This window comes from Pigmentiphaga litoralis, assembly GCF_013408655.1.
GTDB lineage: Bacteria > Pseudomonadota > Gammaproteobacteria > Burkholderiales > Burkholderiaceae_B > Pigmentiphaga > Pigmentiphaga litoralis_A.
Map to the genome: position 1 here is coordinate 452,563 of NZ_JACCBP010000002.1, position 16,483 is coordinate 469,045.

General features: G+C 64.5%; 15 protein-coding genes. 3 read left to right on the plus strand and 12 right to left on the minus strand.

Annotated elements, in window-relative coordinates:
* Positions 1-139 precede the first annotated feature (139 nt).
* A complete protein-coding gene (locus HD883_RS22165; RefSeq protein ID WP_179589148.1) occupies positions 140-1,342 on the plus strand; it encodes an ABC transporter substrate-binding protein in 1,203 nt (400 codons plus the stop codon).
* 94 nt (positions 1,343-1,436) lie between these two features.
* On the opposite strand, the gene HD883_RS22170 is transcribed toward HD883_RS22165, so the two are convergent.
* The 6 genes from HD883_RS22170 to HD883_RS22195 form a co-directional block, all read right to left on the minus strand.
* On the minus strand, positions 1,437-2,414 hold the full coding sequence (locus tag HD883_RS22170; RefSeq protein WP_179589149.1) for a Bug family tripartite tricarboxylate transporter substrate binding protein: 978 nt from the start codon (positions 2,412-2,414) through the stop codon (positions 1,437-1,439).
* Between the two features lie 93 nt (positions 2,415-2,507).
* A complete protein-coding gene (locus HD883_RS22175) occupies positions 2,508-4,229 on the minus strand; it encodes a thiamine pyrophosphate-requiring protein (protein ID WP_179589150.1) in 1,722 nt (573 codons plus the stop codon).
* 60 nt (positions 4,230-4,289) lie between these two features.
* On the minus strand, positions 4,290-5,738 hold the full coding sequence (locus HD883_RS22180; RefSeq protein ID WP_179589151.1) for an aldehyde dehydrogenase family protein: 1,449 nt from the start codon (positions 5,736-5,738) through the stop codon (positions 4,290-4,292).
* Between the two features lie 13 nt (positions 5,739-5,751).
* Entirely contained in the window at positions 5,752-6,390 is a 639-nt protein-coding gene (gene maiA, locus HD883_RS22185; RefSeq protein ID WP_179589152.1) for a maleylacetoacetate isomerase, read from the minus strand.
* Between the two features lie 234 nt (positions 6,391-6,624).
* A complete protein-coding gene (locus HD883_RS22190; protein WP_257022595.1) occupies positions 6,625-7,635 on the minus strand; it encodes a tripartite tricarboxylate transporter substrate binding protein in 1,011 nt (336 codons plus the stop codon).
* A gap of 190 nt (positions 7,636-7,825) precedes the next feature.
* Entirely contained in the window at positions 7,826-8,524 is a 699-nt protein-coding gene (locus HD883_RS22195) for a fumarylacetoacetate hydrolase family protein (protein ID WP_179589153.1), read from the minus strand.
* Positions 8,525-8,806: 282 nt separating this feature from the next.
* Between HD883_RS22195 and HD883_RS22200 the strand changes: the two genes are divergently transcribed.
* Positions 8,807-9,748 (plus strand): LysR family transcriptional regulator, encoded by a 942-nt coding sequence (locus tag HD883_RS22200; RefSeq protein WP_179589154.1) that lies wholly within the window; start codon positions 8,807-8,809, stop codon positions 9,746-9,748.
* Between the two features lie 11 nt (positions 9,749-9,759).
* Here the strand turns inward: HD883_RS22200 and HD883_RS22205 are convergent, their stop codons facing one another.
* The 6 genes from HD883_RS22205 to yjgA all read right to left on the minus strand — a co-directional run bounded on the left by HD883_RS22205 (position 9,760) and on the right by yjgA (position 14,871).
* Entirely contained in the window at positions 9,760-10,824 is a 1,065-nt protein-coding gene (locus tag HD883_RS22205) for a serine hydrolase (protein ID WP_179589155.1), read from the minus strand.
* The gene (locus HD883_RS22210; protein ID WP_373563452.1) at positions 10,763-11,788 is read right to left on the minus strand and encodes a serine hydrolase; all 1,026 of its coding nucleotides are present in this window, start codon (positions 11,786-11,788) and stop codon (positions 10,763-10,765) included. Before HD883_RS22210 ends, HD883_RS22205 begins: the two co-directional genes overlap by 62 nt.
* A gap of 501 nt (positions 11,789-12,289) precedes the next feature.
* The gene (locus tag HD883_RS22215; RefSeq protein WP_179589156.1) at positions 12,290-12,760 is read right to left on the minus strand and encodes a universal stress protein; all 471 of its coding nucleotides are present in this window, start codon (positions 12,758-12,760) and stop codon (positions 12,290-12,292) included.
* A gap of 98 nt (positions 12,761-12,858) precedes the next feature.
* Entirely contained in the window at positions 12,859-13,533 is a 675-nt protein-coding gene (locus HD883_RS22220; RefSeq protein ID WP_179589157.1) for an alpha/beta hydrolase, read from the minus strand.
* A 41-nt stretch (positions 13,534-13,574) separates the two neighbouring features.
* Complete coding sequence (mog, locus tag HD883_RS22225) at positions 13,575-14,237, minus strand: molybdopterin adenylyltransferase (RefSeq protein ID WP_179589158.1); 663 nt, start codon at positions 14,235-14,237, stop codon at positions 13,575-13,577.
* 4 nt (positions 14,238-14,241) lie between these two features.
* Positions 14,242-14,871 carry a ribosome biogenesis factor YjgA gene (gene yjgA, locus HD883_RS22230; protein WP_179589159.1) on the minus strand — a complete coding sequence of 210 codons (630 nt, stop codon included), beginning with the start codon at positions 14,869-14,871 and terminating at the stop codon, positions 14,242-14,244.
* Positions 14,872-14,963: 92 nt separating this feature from the next.
* On the opposite strand from yjgA, the gene pmbA reads away from it, so the two are divergent.
* Positions 14,964-16,412 (plus strand): metalloprotease PmbA, encoded by a 1,449-nt coding sequence (gene pmbA / locus HD883_RS22235; protein WP_179589160.1) that lies wholly within the window; start codon positions 14,964-14,966, stop codon positions 16,410-16,412.
* Positions 16,413-16,483: the final 71 nt, after the last annotated feature.

The window sequence follows — 16,483 nt, forward strand, 5'->3', positions numbered from 1 at the left end:
GTGACCTCGGCTGTGACCATGATGCGTGGCCTTCCTCGAAATGCGCATATGCATCGACCCATTCCTTCGTTGGACCGTAGGGACGCAGACGCCACACTGTCCAGGAACCCGTCCTGTCGACGCGCCCCGCAAAGGTCTTATGTACGACGCACGCACACCTTCTCTTCACGACAACTCATCAACCGCTGGAAACTTCTTTGGCAAGAACCCGGCTGCCCGCATCGCGACTGGCGGATTGGGCGCCGCTGGCATCTCGTCTGCTGACATGCTCGCCGCCGACAGTCTGGATGCCACGGCCGCCGGAAGCCCGATGCCCGGTTTGAACCCGACCCTGCGCATCGACCCGCGTGACGATGCGCCAGAATCGGTCAGCCGCCGCCGCGTGGCGTTCGCGTTGATCGGCATGGCGCTGGCCGGTCTGGGCGTGTCGCAACGCGATGCGTTCGCCGCAGGCGGCTTGCCGGTCAAGTTGACGAGTGGAGGGCCGGGGTCGGCTGAAACCTTGGCGTCGGCGCTGTTCAAGGCCTTGCCTGATCTGACCCAGGGCTTGGATATCGACTGGGTCGGCGGCGATCCGGGACAGGTGCAGACCCTGCTGCTGTCGGGCGCCGTGCAGAGCAGCGCCTACGGCGCGCTGGGTGCGGCCGAAGCGCAATTGAAGGGCAACGACATCGTCATCTTCGGGCCCAAGATTTCCAATCACGGCGCCTGGCTGGTGCGAGGGGACAGCCCCTTCCAGCACCCACGCGACCTGAAGGGCAAACGTATCGCCACCTTGCCGCAGACCAGCGACACCTATCGTCAGGCACGCATGGCGGCGGCGTTGCACGGGCTCGATCTGCGCAAGGACTTCGAAGTCATCCACGGCGCACCCATCGCCAATCTGGCCTTGTTCAATCGGGGCGACGTCGATGCGATCATTGCCATCGAACCGACCGCGTCGCGCATCATCGGGAACGGCGCGCGCGAAATCGCCAACGTGGCTGCGCAGTGGAAAGAAGCCACCGGCGATAGCGCGCCGTTGTTCCTGGTCGGCAACGGCGGACGGCGCGACTGGGTGGAAGGCAACAAGCCCACCGCAAAAAGGGTGGCCGACGCCTTCCTGGCCGTGAACGGGCTGATCCGCAAGGATCCGGAACTGGCGGCTAGATATCACAAGGCCATCGGCATTCCCGACACCGAGACCGCCGCCATCAAGCTGCTGCCCGACCGCCTGGCGCGCATCTTCGTCCCCACCTGGGGCGACGCCGAGTTCGCCAACATCGACCGCCAGCTGGCCGAAGCGGTCAAGCTCGGCCTGCTCGCAAAGAAGCCGGACCGCCCCGTCTACACACGTGTGTGACGAACCGGCCCGAGGCCCGGCCCAGCCACGGCCTCAGGCTCAGCCAAGCCCTGAACCCAGGTCCGACCACCGGCCTTAGCCCTATTCCCAGCCCTCAATCGGCGCTGATGTTGTTCTCTTTCGCGACTTTCTTCCAGAGCGGCACTTCTTCCTGGATGATCTTCGTGAACTCGGCCGACGTGTTGCTGGTCGGGATCATGCCCAGCGCCTGGATGCGTTTCTTCACCTCGGGGTCGCCCACGGCGCGTGCGATCTCCTGTTCCAGTTTGCGGATGATGGGCTCGGGCGTGCCGGCCGGCGCCAGGACGCCGCTCCATAGTTCCACCTTCAGGTCGATGCCCAGTTCGGTCAGCGTCGGGACATTCGGGTAGTCGGCCATACGTTCTGCCGATGTCACGGCCAATGCCTTGGCGCGATTGCCCTGCAGCGCGGTGGAGGCCGGACCCGGATCGACCAGCGTCATCGTCACATCGCCGGCCATGACCGCCGAGACCGATTCGTTGCTGCCCTTGTAAGGAATGCGGGTGAACTTGCCGCCCGTCTTGCTGTTGAACAATTCGGAGACCAGCTGGAATGACGCGGCGCTTGCACCGTAGTTGGCTTTTTCCGGCGACTTGATCGAAAAGTCGACCAGTTCCTTGACCGTCTTGGCCGGGTTGTTGGCCTGCGTCAGCAGCACCAGCGGGAAGGTGGCCGCCAGCGACACCGGGGTGAAATCTTCCGGTTTGTAGCTGAGCTTGGAATACAGCGCAGGGTTAAACGAGATCGGACCGCTGGCGCCCCACAGCAGGGTGTAGCCATCCGGCTTGGCCTTGGCCACCACGTTCGCGCCGATGATGGACGCGACGCCGGGCCGGTTTTCAATGATCACGGGTTGGCCCATGTTGGCGGCCATCCGTTCACCCACGACGCGCGCCAGCACGTCGTTGCCGCCGCCTGCCGCATAGCCGACGATGATGGTGATGGGTTTGGTCGGGAACGCGGCCGGCGCGCTTGCCGAGTGCGCCAGGCCGAAAGGCGCCGCACAGATCAGGGCGGCGGTGGCAACGTGCCAGGCATGCTTCGTATACATCTCTGTCTTCCTCCGGTACTGGAAAGATCGTTGTCTTTCCATGTCGTTGTGAGAACTGCTGCAAAGCGGGTAAAGAGTCCTGGCGCGTTCGAATCAGATGGATCCAATACGCACATTGAGCACGGCGGCCTGCCCGGCATCCACGGCCTTCAGGCAGCGGGCAATCGCGGCTTCGACCTCGGCCGGATCGTCGATGCATTCGCCGTACGCACCAAACGCGGCGCCTACCTGTTCGAAAGCGCGCACGTTGTCGCCTACGCCCAGCTTGGCCTGGAAGTCGTTGCTGTCGGCCGCCGCGCCGTCGGGGTAGACGCGCAGCACGGCTTCCTTCACGGCCTGCCAGCCACTGTTGTCGAGCACGATGGTGAATATCGGAATGCCATAGCGCTGTGCGGTCGCGTAGACCGAAGTGGGCGTCGAAAAATGGAAGCCTCCATCCCCCACGACCTGCACCACACGCACGTCCGGCTTGGCCAGCTTTGCACCCAGTGCGATGCCGGCGCTGTAGCCCAGGCCCCCGCCGGCGCAGCCGATCAGGGACAGGGGTTCGGTGCGCGGAATCTGGTTGAGCACGGCAAAGGTATTGCGGACGGCCTCGTTGACGACGATGTCGGTCGGCGCAATCAGCTTGCCCAGGGTGGCGCATACATGCGCAGGCGAGATCGCGCCCTTCTTGCCGATGTCTTGCGCCACCTTCGCAATGGCTTGCCGCCGCTGCGTATTGGCGCTTTCCCAGCCTTCAATACGGGCTGCAACCGCCTTGCGAAACGCGTCGTCGGCACGCTGTTCGACGATCTCGATCACCTGCTGCAGGACGGTGGCGCAGTCGGCCTGGATCCGCATGTCGGTGCGAAAGCCCCACATCGGAAAATCTTTCTTGATCGTGTCGACGTCGATGTGGATCCATTCGGTCGACGGATCTTCCTGCGCGTACTTGGGCAGCCACGGCACGTCGACATCCAGCAGCAGACCCAGGTCGGCGCCCGCCAGCGCCTTGCCCGGATCGAAGCCGCCAAAGCAGGGCGACTCGCGCGACACGCTGATCGTGGTGGGGCTGAATTCGTATACCTTGAGGCCGCACAGCATGGCCAGCTTTTCCAGCGCGTGCACGGCGTCGGCCTTGCGACCGACATACGACGTGATGACGATGGGCTCGCGCGCCGCCATCAGCCGCGACGCGATGGCCTCGGCCACGGTGGGCGCAACGCCGCCGGCCTGCACCGCGCCATAGTGTTCGCCGTTGAAGTCCCGGATGCGGTCCGCTTCCCACTCTTCGGCCAGCACTTCGCGCGGCAAGGTCAGATAGACCGGCCCCGGAGGATCGCTCTGCATGACCGAATGGGCGCGGCGCAGCACTTCCTTGGCGACCACGCCCGTCGGCAGCGAATAGTCCCATTTCACATAAGGGCGCACCAGGCTGGCGATGTCGAACGGGTCCTGAACAAAGTGGACATAATTGTCACGTGACCCGGGCAGCTCGCCGCGCAGGGTGTAGGGCGAGCGGCCTGCCATCAGCATGACCGGAATGCGGGTGCGGAACATGTTGTGCATGCCCATGGCCGCATTGGCCGTGCCGGCGTCCACGTGCACCATGACCGCCTGTCCCTTGCCGGTCACCGCGGCGTAACCCATGGCCATATGCATCGCGACGTTTTCATGCGGAACGAGCATGACGGTCGGATGCGCGCGGCCTTCTTTCTTCCACTGCGCAAAGGCTTCGATCAGAGACACATGGTCGGTGCCGAAGTTGGAGAAGATGTAATCGATGCCGAGGCCGGTCAGGCCTTCGACAAAGTAATGGGCGCTGCTGCGCATGGGCACGCTCCGCGGTAAGGATGAGGGTCGGTCAATAGGACGGGGGCGAAGGCAGTGGTATCAGACGCCGGTCTCGAAGTAGAAGTGTTTGGTCTGCATGAAGTCGTTCAGACCTTCCACGCCGTGCAGCTTGCCGTAGCCACTGTCGCGATAGCCGCCTGTTTCGATTTCGGCAAACAGCCGGTTATGCGTGTTGGACCAGACGGTGCCCGACCGGATACGTGTCGCCACGCGGCGCGCCTTGCGCATGTCAGTGGTCCAGACGCTGGCGGCCAGGCTGAAGCGTGTGGCGTTTGCGCGGTGCACCGCTTCGTCTTCGGTCGTAAAGCGCTCGATCACCAGCAGCGGGCCGAACAGTTCGTTCTGCACGAAGTTGCTGGCCAGGTCTTCGACTTCGACCAGGCTGGGGGTGATGAACGCGCCGCGGCCCAGTGCCCCTTCGGGGATGGCGCCGCGCAGCAGGACCTTCTGCGTGCGTTCGGCTGTTTCGACCAGACCCGCGATCCGGTCGCGGTTGGCGTTGTCGATCAGGCAAGCCATCTGGGATGACGGGTCGTTGCCGGGTCCGACTTTTACCGCCTTCAATGCCTGCGCGAGCTTGGCGGAGAAATCGGTGTACACACTATCTTCGACCAGCACGCGAGCCACTGCCGTGCATTGCTGGCCGGCCATGACCAGTCCCCCGGCCACGATTCCCGCCACGGTCTTGTCGAGGTCGCAATCCTTGAACACGACGGCAGGTGCCTTGCCGCCCAGTTCAAGCGACAGCCGCTTGAGCGTGTCGGCCGTCGCACTGGCAATCTTTTTGCCCACGCCCGACGAACCGGTAAAGCTGATGACGTCCACATCCGGCGACTCGCACAGCCACCGCGACACTTCGGTGCCCGACTCGATGACCGAATTGATCACCCCCTTGGGGACGCGGCTATCGCTGACCAGGCATTCCAGCACCAGGTTGTTCACCAGCGACGTCTGGTGGGCAGGCTTGATGACCACCGTGCAGCCCGCTGCCAACGCAGGAGCAAGCGACCGGACCAGCAGGGTGACCGGTGCATTCCAGGGCAGGATGATGGCGGCGACGCCCGACGGCTCGCGATCGAGCGACGAGAAGCAGCCCGGTTCGATTTCCAGGATGCGTCCGAACAGATTGCGCGCAAGGCCGGCGTAATACCGCAGCTCGGACACCCCCGCACCGATTTCCCCCAACGCTTCGCGGCGCAGTTTGCCGTTCAACGTGACAAGCCAGTCGGCAATGGTTTCTTTCTGTGCCTCGAGCCGGTCGGCAAAGGCCAGCAGCACCTCGGCGCGCAGCTTGGCGGAATTTTTCCACGCCGTGCCTTTGAAGGCGCGGACCGCAGCCGCAATGGCCGCTTCGGCTTCGGCCTTGCTGCCGTCCGCGAATTGGGCGGCGACTTCGGTGGTGGCGGGGTTGTAGCTTGGCGCGAGGGTTTCGTTGCCGCTGACGGAGCCCAGCCACTCTCCGTCGATGTAATGTCGGGCGATCTGCATGGTGACTCCTGGATCAGGCGATGTAATCGGGTTGGCGTGCCGGCTCGGCGGCCACGAACGCAGGCTGCGCCGAGGCATGGGCATAGATGGCCATCACGCGGGGATAGGCGGAAAGGTCGCACTTCATGCGCAGGGCATTGGCCACTTGCGGCACGAGGCAGCAATCGGCCAGCGTTGGCGCATCACCGAAGCAGTAGGCGCCGTCGCCATGCCGTTGCAACAGGGCATCGACGCCGGACAGGCCTTCGGCCACCCAATGCCGGTACCAGGCATTGCGGCCTTCTTCGTCAACGTTGAACTGGTCTTTCAGGTAACGCAGGATGCGCAGGTTGTTGACCGGATGGATGTCGCAGGCAATGGCGTTGGACACTTCGAGCACCCGGGCGCGTTCCACCGGATCGGCGGGAATCAGTCGAGGTTCGGGAAAGCGCGCGTCAAGGTAATCGATGATCGCCAGGGATTGGGACAGGGTCACGTCTTCGTCCACTAGCGACGGCACGACGCCCGATGGATTGACTTCCAGGTACGCGGCGTCGCGCTGCTGGCCACTGCGCAGGTTCACGCCGTGTGTGTCATAGGCCTGGCCCTTGAGGGCGAGGGCGATGCGCACGCGGTAGGACGTGGAACTGTTGAAAAAACTGTAGAGCTGCATGAAAGGACACTCCGTGAAATACGGGCCGTGAAACACAAGGCGCGAGCCGTGCCGCAAGCACATTGCGACACGGCCGGAAAAATGAGCAGGTTCAGACTTGAGCGAGTATCAACCCTTGCTGGACATCCGTCCAGATGACGATTTTGTCCTATGGACGAAAGCATCCATCGGACGAAAGCATCCATCGGTCGAACTCCCATTGGAGCTGTCCAGGCGGGTGCCGCCCTGCCGTCCTTACTCCGCAGTAATGTTGGATTTCTTGACGACGTCCGCCCAACGCTGAGCGTCCTTGCCGATCAGGTCGCGAAACTGCGCCGGGGTGGACGTCGCGGGAACCATGCCTTGCGCTTCGAATGCCGTGGCCAGATCCGGCGCCTTCAACACGGCGGCGATTTCGCGATTCATGCGTTCGATGATGGCGGGCGGCGTGCCTTTGGGGGCCAGCACGCCGTACCACATGTCCACGTCACCGCCCTTCAGGCCAGCCTCGGCCAGGGTGGGGACGTCGGGCAGTTGGGGCAGGCGTTTGGCGCTGCCGGTGGCAATCACTTTGAGCTTGCCGGCTTTGATCTGCGGGAGGGCGACATGCACGGGAAGGAACATGTAGTTGATGCGGCCGCCAAGAATGTCGGTCACGGCGCCTGCGGTGCCCTTGTAGGGCACTTGCATCATGTCGGTGCCGGTCTGCTGCAGGAACAGCGCCATCGACAGATGGTGGGGCGTACCCACGCCCGGCGTGCCGTAGTTGAGCTTGCCGGGCGCAGCTTTGGCCGCGGCCACGACTTCGGCAACAGTGTTGGGCGCTTGGGACGGATTGGCCACCAGGAGCAGCGTGCCCCAGGACGTCAGACCGACCGCGTCGAAGTCATTGACGGGGTCGTAGGGCAGGGACTTGTACAGGCTCCGGTTCATGACCAGGGTGTTGACCTGGACCATGAAGGTGTAGCCATCGGGCTGCGCGCGCGCGGCGCGCTCGCTGCCGATGTTGCCGCTGGCGCCCGCGACGTTCTCGACCACCACGGTCTGGCCCAGGCTCTTGGGCAAGTGCGCGGCCAACTGACGCGCCACCAGGTCAATGCCCGTGGCGGGCGTGTACGGCACGATGAAGGTAATGGGGCGCTCGGGCCACGCGGCCGATGCGCTCAGGCTGGCAAGCGCCAGCGCGGCGCCGGCCAGCGGACGGGCGAGCGATGCGAAGGAAAGGCGGGCCGGTGCGAGCGAACCGAACATGCGGTGAAGGATCATGATGTCTCCGGATAATTGTTATGGGGTCGAGCAGATCAGACAGGTCAGGCAGATCGGGCAGGTCAAGCACGTCAGGCAGATCGTGCAGATGAGGCAGGTCGTGCAGATGAGGCAGGTCGTGCAGATCGTGCAGGTCCGGCCGCTCATGCCAGCCGGGCGGCGTGCCTTGGTCGGCCGCCGCCGCGCCGTCTCAAACGATCTTGACCGACAGGCTGCCCAGGCCTTCGACCGTGGCCGTCATCGTCTCGCCCGGCTTGACCGCGCCCACGCCCTCGGGCGTGCCGGTAAAAATGATGTCGCCCGGTTCCAGCCGGAAATACCGCGACAGGTCCGCCACGGTTTCGGCCACCGACCAGATCAGCATCGACGTGCGGCTGTGCTGGCGCTGCGCGCCGTCGACATGCAACGACAGTGCGGCGTCGTGCGGGTTGCCGGCAGCAGCGACCGGGCGCAGCGGGCCAACGGGTGCGGACGCATCGAAGGCCTTGCCGATTTCCCAGGGGCGGCCCATCTCACGCATCTTCATCTGCAGGTCGCGCCGGGTCATGTCCAGACCCACGCCGTAGCCCCACACGTGGTCCAGTGCCGATTCCACTGGAATGTTCTCGCCGCCCTTGCCGATGGCCGCGACCAGTTCGACTTCGTAGTGGTAGTTGCCGGTCAGGGTGGGGTAGGGAACCGACAGGGTGTCGCCCTCGGCCACCGGAATGACGGCGTCGGCTGGCTTGCAGAAAAAGAAGGGCGGCTCGCGATCGGGGTCGAAGCCCATCTCGCGTGCATGGGCGCCGTAGTTGCGGCCCACGCAGTACACGCGGCGGACAGGAAACAGATCTTGCGACCCCACCACGGGGATGGCGACGGTAGGCGAAGGAGTGACAACGAAAGCCATGCGGGTGTCCTTGAAGGTGGTCGGCGAATGCGCCGCCAGCAGCGTCGGGACAGACGGAAGGCAACCCTGGCGCAGGCAAGGTCGTGACGGGCCCGTCCGTGATCGACCCGGGCCTGCATGCTGCGTGGGCGCTGTCTGGCGCTCCACGCGGTCTCCGTCTGGCCACCGTGCATCGGCGGGCGCATTTTTTCAGCAGTATGGCCAAACAGATATGCCAAAAACAATGATTGTTTATGATTATCTATACTGTGGAGCGTATACCTATGCCTGAAAGGCCGCCCCATGGATTGGACTCACCGCCTGCGTCTGCGCAATCTGCAGATGTTGATCAGCCTGGCCCACACCCGAAACATCAGCCATTCGGCGGCGGCGCTCAATACCACGCAGCCCGGGTTGTCGAAGTGGCTCAAGGACCTCGAAGACGATATCGGCCTGCCGCTGTTCGAGCGGCATGCGCGCGGTCTGCGGCCCACCCCACATGGCGAAGCGCTGATCGCCCATGCCAAGCGGCTGGACGTGCAGCTGGATCGGGCGCGCGCCGAAATGGATGCGCTGCGCGAAGGCGGGAGCGGGCAGGTAATGATCGGGACATCGGGCGCGTCGGCGCCGGGTACCGTGCCCCATGCCGTGCTGATGCTGCTGGAGCGGATGCCGCAGGTGCATGTGAAGCTGGTCGAAGGCACGCTGGACACGCTGCTCGAGCAACTGGTGCGCGGCGATCTGGACGTGGTGGTCGGCCGCAGCGCGACCGAACACCTGGACCCGGCCATTTTGACCGAACGGCTGTATCGGGAATCCATCCACTTCATTGCCCGGCCCGATCACCCGCTGTTCGAGCAGGACTCGATGGATTGGGACGATGTGTTGGCCTACCGCTGGATCATGTGGCCGCGTGGCACGCCGATCCGCAATGCCCTGGACGCCGCGCTGGCGGCTGCGGGCCGCGCGCCGCGCAACGACCTGGAATCGGCGTCGGCCACGCTGAACGTCACGCTGCTGTCGCACAGCGACATGATCGGGGTCGCATCACACGGCGCGGCGATCCGGCACATGATGCTGAAGGCGCTGCGCATCCTGCCCATTCCACTGGAAGGCTATGGGTCGGTGTCGATGTATTGGCGGAACGATCCGTACCGGTCGGCGGCGGTGGACGAATTGGTCGATTGCGTGCGCAAGGCCGCGAAGGAGCATGGCGAACACCCGGTCGGAACGGGCCCCGCTTGACTTCCCGTCCCTCACTTCCGGCTGGTCTGCTCCGCCAGCATGGTCTGCGTGATCGCCCGGCCGACCTGCTCGAACGCCTTGGCGGCGACCTTCGATTCGTCCATCTCTTCCGCACAGGCCACGACCACGATCGCGTTGCGGCCGTTGTCTTGCGGATTGATCACGCCGGCATGGCACGCCCGTTCATGCTGCGTGCCGGTCTTGTGAATGAAGCGCACCGTGCGCGGCAGGCCTGCTTCAAGGCGGTACGCGTCATAGCTGTCGTACTTCATGTTTTTGTAAAGCGCGGTCAGGTGTTGCGGCTGCTTGAGCACCTTGCCGGTCACCAGCTTTTCCAGCATGTCGCCATACGCGGTCAGCGTCACGGCGTTCATCTCTTTGGCGTAGTAGCGGTTGTAGGCGTCGTCCATGCTCGTGGCCTTCAGCTCGCCCGGCTCCAGCGACAGCGCGCGCCGGAAGGCCGTGACCCGCTCCGCGCCCATGGGGGCGCCCGCCACTTCGACCATCTGTATGTTGGTCAGCTTGCTTGCATCGGGGTGCAGCTCGCGATAGACCTCGTACCTGACCTGCGTGAAGTTCGTGATCTGCTTGAAGCCGCGGGACCCCAGGTAGTCGCGCGCCCGGCGGTTGACGGTGTCTTCGCCAATGGCGCGCACCAGCATGTTGGCCGCGGTGTTGTCGCTTTCCATCAGCATCTTTTTCAGCAGCTGATCCAGCGTGTAGCGTGTGCCGGTCTTTTGCCAGACCACATTGCCGGACCCGTCGATCTTGTCGGTGTCCTGCAAGGTCAGGGATTCATTGAGCCGGTGGGATCCCGCTTCGACTTCCTGCAGCACCGCCAGAGCGATCGGCAGCTTGACGGCGGATCCCAGATACCAAAGGCGGTCCGCTTCGTAGTTCAGAGACTTGCCGTCATCCAGGCGTTTCACATAGACGCCAATCTTGCCGGGCGTGTCCTGGTCAATGCGTTCGATGCGCGATTCGAGGGCGTCGGTCCAGTCCGCATACGCGGGCTCAAGGGCGAGCAGCCCCAGTGCGAGGGACAGCGACCGGAATAAGGTCTGCGGTGGGATCATGAAACCCTTCGATGGTGAGTAGGCCGGATGTCCGTAATGCCTCACCCACTTGTTTCAAGGCCCGGTCCGAGCGCGCCACCGACAGGTCGCCCCGTGTGCAGGCGGCGATCACGATCCGCTTGCCCGGGTAGGCCGTGGGTTCGGTAATGATCCCCGAGTCACAGGTGCGCGCGCGCTGCGTGCCGGTCTTGTGCGCAAATACGGCGGGGGGCGCAAGGCCGGCCTTGATCCGTTGCTGGCCGGTCTGCACCCGCCGCATGACGTCAAGCAGGTAGGCAGTCGATGTCGGAGCAAGAATCTTTCCCGCCATCAGCTTGGCCAGCAATTCACCATAGGCATCGAGCCGCGCCGAGTTCAGATGCGTCGCGTAATACGCTTCGAATGCCGCGCCCACGGTCTTGACCTGGAACTGTTTGGGGGGCGTCTGATACAGATCGGCCAGGATCTCAAGCCGGGCGGAGTCGGTCCGCTGCTTTTTAAGCAAGAGGAAATCCGATCCTGACAGCTGCATCGCGGCGGGCACGATCTGGCTGTACGCATGCCGCCGCACGTCGGCCAGCGAAGTGATGCGCTGGAAGCCTTTGGGGATGATGCTGCGCACCAGCGCGTTCACCTCGTTGATGCCAACCATGTCGATCAGCATGTCGCTGGCCGTGTTGTCACTGTGCACGATCATCTGTTCTATCAGATACCGCAGGGTCAGTTTGGTGCCAGGCGGATGGCTGTTGGTCTCGCCGGTGCCGTCGACATAATCCGTTGCGCGCAGGGTGAGCGTGCTGTCCAGCGTGTGTTCGCCGCGCTCGATCGTGCGCAATACCGTCAACGCGATGGGAATCTTTACCGTCGACGCCAGATACCAGGTTTCCTCGGCGTGATAGGACGCTTCAACCCCCGTGTCCAGATCCCGTACATAGACGCCGATCGCACCGGGAAAGCGTGCATCGACCCGCGCGAGTTCGGTCACCAGGCGCGCCGGCCAGTCGGCGGCGGCTGCGGTGGAAGCGGCGGGTGCGGTCGATGAAGCAGGCGCTGCAGATCCGGCAGGAGCATTCGGGGACTTGGGCAATGCCTGAGGCACGGAGGGTGCAGGTGGGGGCGCTACCGGCAATGCGGTGGCAGCCGCCACGGGCGAAGCCGTGGTCGCCGCGGCCCCTGCCGCCGCATGTGCAGCGTTCAGCGTCAGCGTCAGGGCCAGGCCGGCGCCGGACGCAGCAAGGGCGCGCTGCAAGGGTCGCGCGTGATGGGGAGGACGGGTACGAGGGGGCGAGGAATGGCGTTTCAGTGCAGCTCCTGTCGGCTAGGTGAAAGAAGCTGTATATGACCTGAATGCTGCTCAGGCGTGCAGGCGTGCGCGTAAGAAGTTGTGACTAACGCCCAACTGCGCCTGAATGACGACGGGGCCGACGAATCACCCGTCAGCCCCGCGCTTGCCTCGGGCCTTCGGCCGGCCACGTCTGCGTGCAGCCTACTTCTTGTCCTTTTCGTCTTTCACGCGATACACCAGCACTGCCGTACCGGCCAGCGACAACACCTTGGCGGTCACGCTGCCCAGCAGCAGGCGGGACAGGCCGCTGCGGCCGTGGCTGCCAATGAAGATCAGGTCCGCGCCGGATTCCGCAGCCGCCTGGACAATGCCATCGGCCACATTGAAATTCGACACCGACAAGGACGTGGCCTTGACGTCGGCCGTGTCGGCGCGGCTCATGACGGCGTCGATGTATTTGGCGGCCTGCTCGGACGAGGCCTTTTCATACGCGTCATCGGTGATCGCATAGGCCGCAGCCATGCCGTCGAAACCGATGGTCGCGGCAAACGGTTGCGTGACGTGCAGCGCCACGACTTCGGCATTGACCGAGCGGGCGAACATGACGCCAGCATTGGCGGCTTGCGAGGACAGCGGCGAGCCGTCGGTGGGAATCAGGATCTTCTTGAACATGGTGGCTACTCCTCACAGTGACTCATCAACCGCAGGATACCCCGTTTGCGCCAGGGGCGAACCCCCTGGAAGGGTCCCGCCGCAACCCTGTAGCAACCTCAGGCCAGTACCTTGCGAAGGAAGGCCGAGATATCCGCCAGTTCCGGCACGCACACCGAATGCGGCATGGGATAGGTATGCCATTCCACTGGATAACCCAGCGCGGTCAGGCGATCGCGCGACGCTTCGGCCCGCGCCAGCGGCACGACCGGATCACTCGTGCCATGGCCCATGAACACCGGCGTGGCCGCATTGGCCGGGCTGCGTTCGGCGTCCAGCAGGTCGGCAATCGGCAGGTAGCCCGACAAGGCGACCAGGCCAGCCAGTTTCTGCGGATGGCGCAGGCCGGTATGCAAGGTCATGGCGCAGCCCTGCGAAAAGCCGGCCAGCACGATGTGTTCGGTCGCGATGCCGCGGGCGTTTTCGCGCGCGATCAGGCGTTCCACGTGCTGCTGCGATACCCGGATGCCGGCTTCGTCTTCGCGGCGCGTCAGGTCGGCCAGCTTGATGTCGTACCAGGACCGCATCGACATGCCACCGTTGATGGTGACCGGCTGGATCGTGGCATGCGGGAATACGAACCGCACGGCGGGAATGCCTTGCAGGTTCAGTTCCGGCACGACCGGGAAGAAGTCATTGCCATCGGCGCCCAGGCCATGCAGGAAGATCACTGCGCGGGTCAGTTCCGGGCCGGTGGTGGTTTCGATGGAGTCGAGAAGCGGGGTGTCGGTCATGGCAAGTGCTGCAGAAAAGGGTCGTGAAAGACAGGGGCCCGTCAGGCCGGGCGCACGGCCGTCTTGGGGCGGAATGCTTTGCACACCGCAGGATCGGTCTCGATGTACGGGCCGCCTGTCAGCTGGATGCAGTAGGGCACGGCGGCAAAGATGCCGGCGGCCACCAGCGCCTGGTCGGCGTCACGCAGGCCTTCCAGCGTTTCGCGGATGGCTTTGGGCTGGCCCGGCAGGTTGATGATCAGCGTGGCGCCGTCGGCGTCGGTCGTGCCGCGTTCGCGAATCACGGCCACCTGGCGCGACAGGATCGCCGTTGGCACGAAGCGCAGCGAAATCTGGCGCATCTGTTCGCCGAATCCGGGCATTTCCTTGGTGCCCACCGCCAGGGTGGCTTCAGGCGTGACATCGCGGCGCGACGGCCCGGTGCCGCCCGTGGTCAGGATCAGATCGCAGCCCACCGTGTCGGCCAGTTCGGTCAGCGTGGCCGAAATGCCGGGGGCTTCGTCGGGGATCAGGCGTTCGACAAATCGCACCGGCGTCGTCAGCGCGCCTTGCAACCAGGTTTTCAGCGCCGGGATGCCCTGGTCTTCGTACACGCCCCCCGAGGCGCGATCGCTGATCGACACAAGGCCGCAGATCAGTTCGTCGGGGTGCGAACGTTCGATGCGGGCGGTCGAAGCGGAAGGTTCGTGCTGGGGAAAGGACATGGGATCAATCGTCCTCGTCATCGTCGATGTCGGATTCGGTATCGCGATCCGTGTCGCCTTGCGCGTCGGCCTGCAGCCGCTTGATTTCCTGGAACAGCACCCGGAAGTGCTTGCGCTGCGGTTCGTGGCCCTGCAGCAGCGCCTTGTTCGCAGCCTGTTCCTTGCGGGCGGCGCGGATCAGCGCGCGCATCTGCTGCGCGTCGGCGGCCGGGTACAGGTTCATGAATTTGGTGAAGTGTTCGTCGTCGGCCAGCAGCTTGTCACGCCACAGTTCCAGTTGATGGAAGGCGGCGATTTCGTCTTGCGAGTCGCCTTCCCACTTGGCCAGCTGGGCCTGGATCGGGTCGATCTGCGCGTCGCGCATCAGCTTGCCGACCAGCTGCATCTGCCGGCGCTTGGCTTCGTGCGACGTGATCTTTTGCGCTTCGCGGATCGCCTGGTAGAGCAATTCGGCCAGCGGCAGCTGCTTGAGCCGCGCGGGCGACAGTTTCGTCAGTCTGACCCCGAGTTCCTGCAGCCGCGTCGAGTCGCGCTTGAGCTGCGACTTGCTGGGCGGGCGAAGGTCAGGATTGCCGTCCTCGTCGATGCGGACGGGCGGGTTGGTATCGATCGGAACGAAACTTTTGCGGGACATGGAAAGCCAATGGACAAAGAGAGGGTGTCACTTGTTGGCTATGATAACTGTCTCGCTCCGATGCCGGGGCCGCCTCCTTTGCAAAGACACCGATGGTCAAAACCTCCTCCCGCACCGACGCCTCGTCCCGTCCGGCCCGAAATGCATCCCGCAGTGGGTCCCGCACCGAATCCCGCGGGGAACCGGTCCGCGAGCCCCTGATCGCCAACCACGCGCAGTTTCGCGACCTGGTCGCCCGCGTGCTGGACGAGTCGAAGCGCGTGGGCGCCACCGACGCCGCGGCCGAAGTCTCGGAAAGCCAGGGCCTGGCCGTGAACGTGCGCCAGGGCGACCTGGAAACCGTCGAACAGACGCGTGACCGCTCGCTGGACGTCACGGTGTACGTGGGCCAACGGCGTGGATCGGCGTCGACCTCGGACTTTTCCGACAAGGCCGTGCGCGACACGGTGGAAGCTGCCTTCCACATTGCCCGCCACACCGCCGAAGATCCGATGGCCGGCTTGCCCGACGCTGACGTGATGGCCACCGATGCCGACATTCGCGACCTGGACCTGCATCACCCGTGGGACATCACGGCCGAAGAAGCCACCGAGATCGCGATCCGCGCCGAACGCGCCGCGCTGTCCACCGACAAGCGCGTGACCAATTCCGATGGCGCGTCGGTCTCGACGTATGAAGGGCACTTCGTGCTGGGCAACACGCGTGGCTTTCTGCACGGGTACCCGTATTCGCGCCACAGCCTGTCGGTCGCGCCGATTGCGGGCCGGGGCAACAACATGCAGCGCGACGACTGGTACACCAGCGACCGCCGCGCCGAACGCCTGGCCAATCCCGAAGCCGTGGGCCGCTACGCCGCCGAACGCGCCTTGTCCCGACTGGGCGCCCGGCGCATCAAGACCGGCAAGTTCCCGGTGCTGTTTGAAGCGCCGCTGGCGGCCGGGCTGCTGGGCTCGCTGACGCAGGCCCTGAGCGGCGGCGCGCTGTATCGCAAGTCCACCTTCCTGGTCGACAGCATGGGCCGGCAGATCCTGCCCGATCACATCGACGTGAATGAAGATCCGCACGTGCCCGGCGCGCAGGGCAGTTCGCCCTTCGACGACGAAGGCGTGCGCACCTCGGCCCGCAAGGTGATCAGCGGCGGCGTGGTCGAAGGCTACTTCCTGTCGACCTACACCGCGCGCAAGCTGGGCATGAAGACCACCGGCAACGCGGGCGGCTCGCACAACCTGACCTTGTCGTCGCGGCTGACGCGCCCCGAAGACGATTTCCGCGCCATGCTCAAGAAAATGGGCACCGGCCTGCTGGTGACCGAGCTGATCGGGCAGGGCGTCAATTACGTCAGCGGCGACTATTCGCGCGGCGCGTTTGGCTACTGGGTCGAAAACGGCGAGATCCAATATGCCGTGCAGGAAATCACGATTGCGGGCAACCTGACCGAGATGTATCGCGACATGGTGGCCATTGGCGCCGACACGCTGGTGCGCGGCACCAAGCGGACCGGGTCGATTCTGATTGCCAGCATGTCCATCGCCGGAAACTGATCCGGCGGCATAGCGGCCCGCCTGCGCATCGCACGCGGCGGGGCCGTCCCTTTCACCGAACTCGGAGGCAG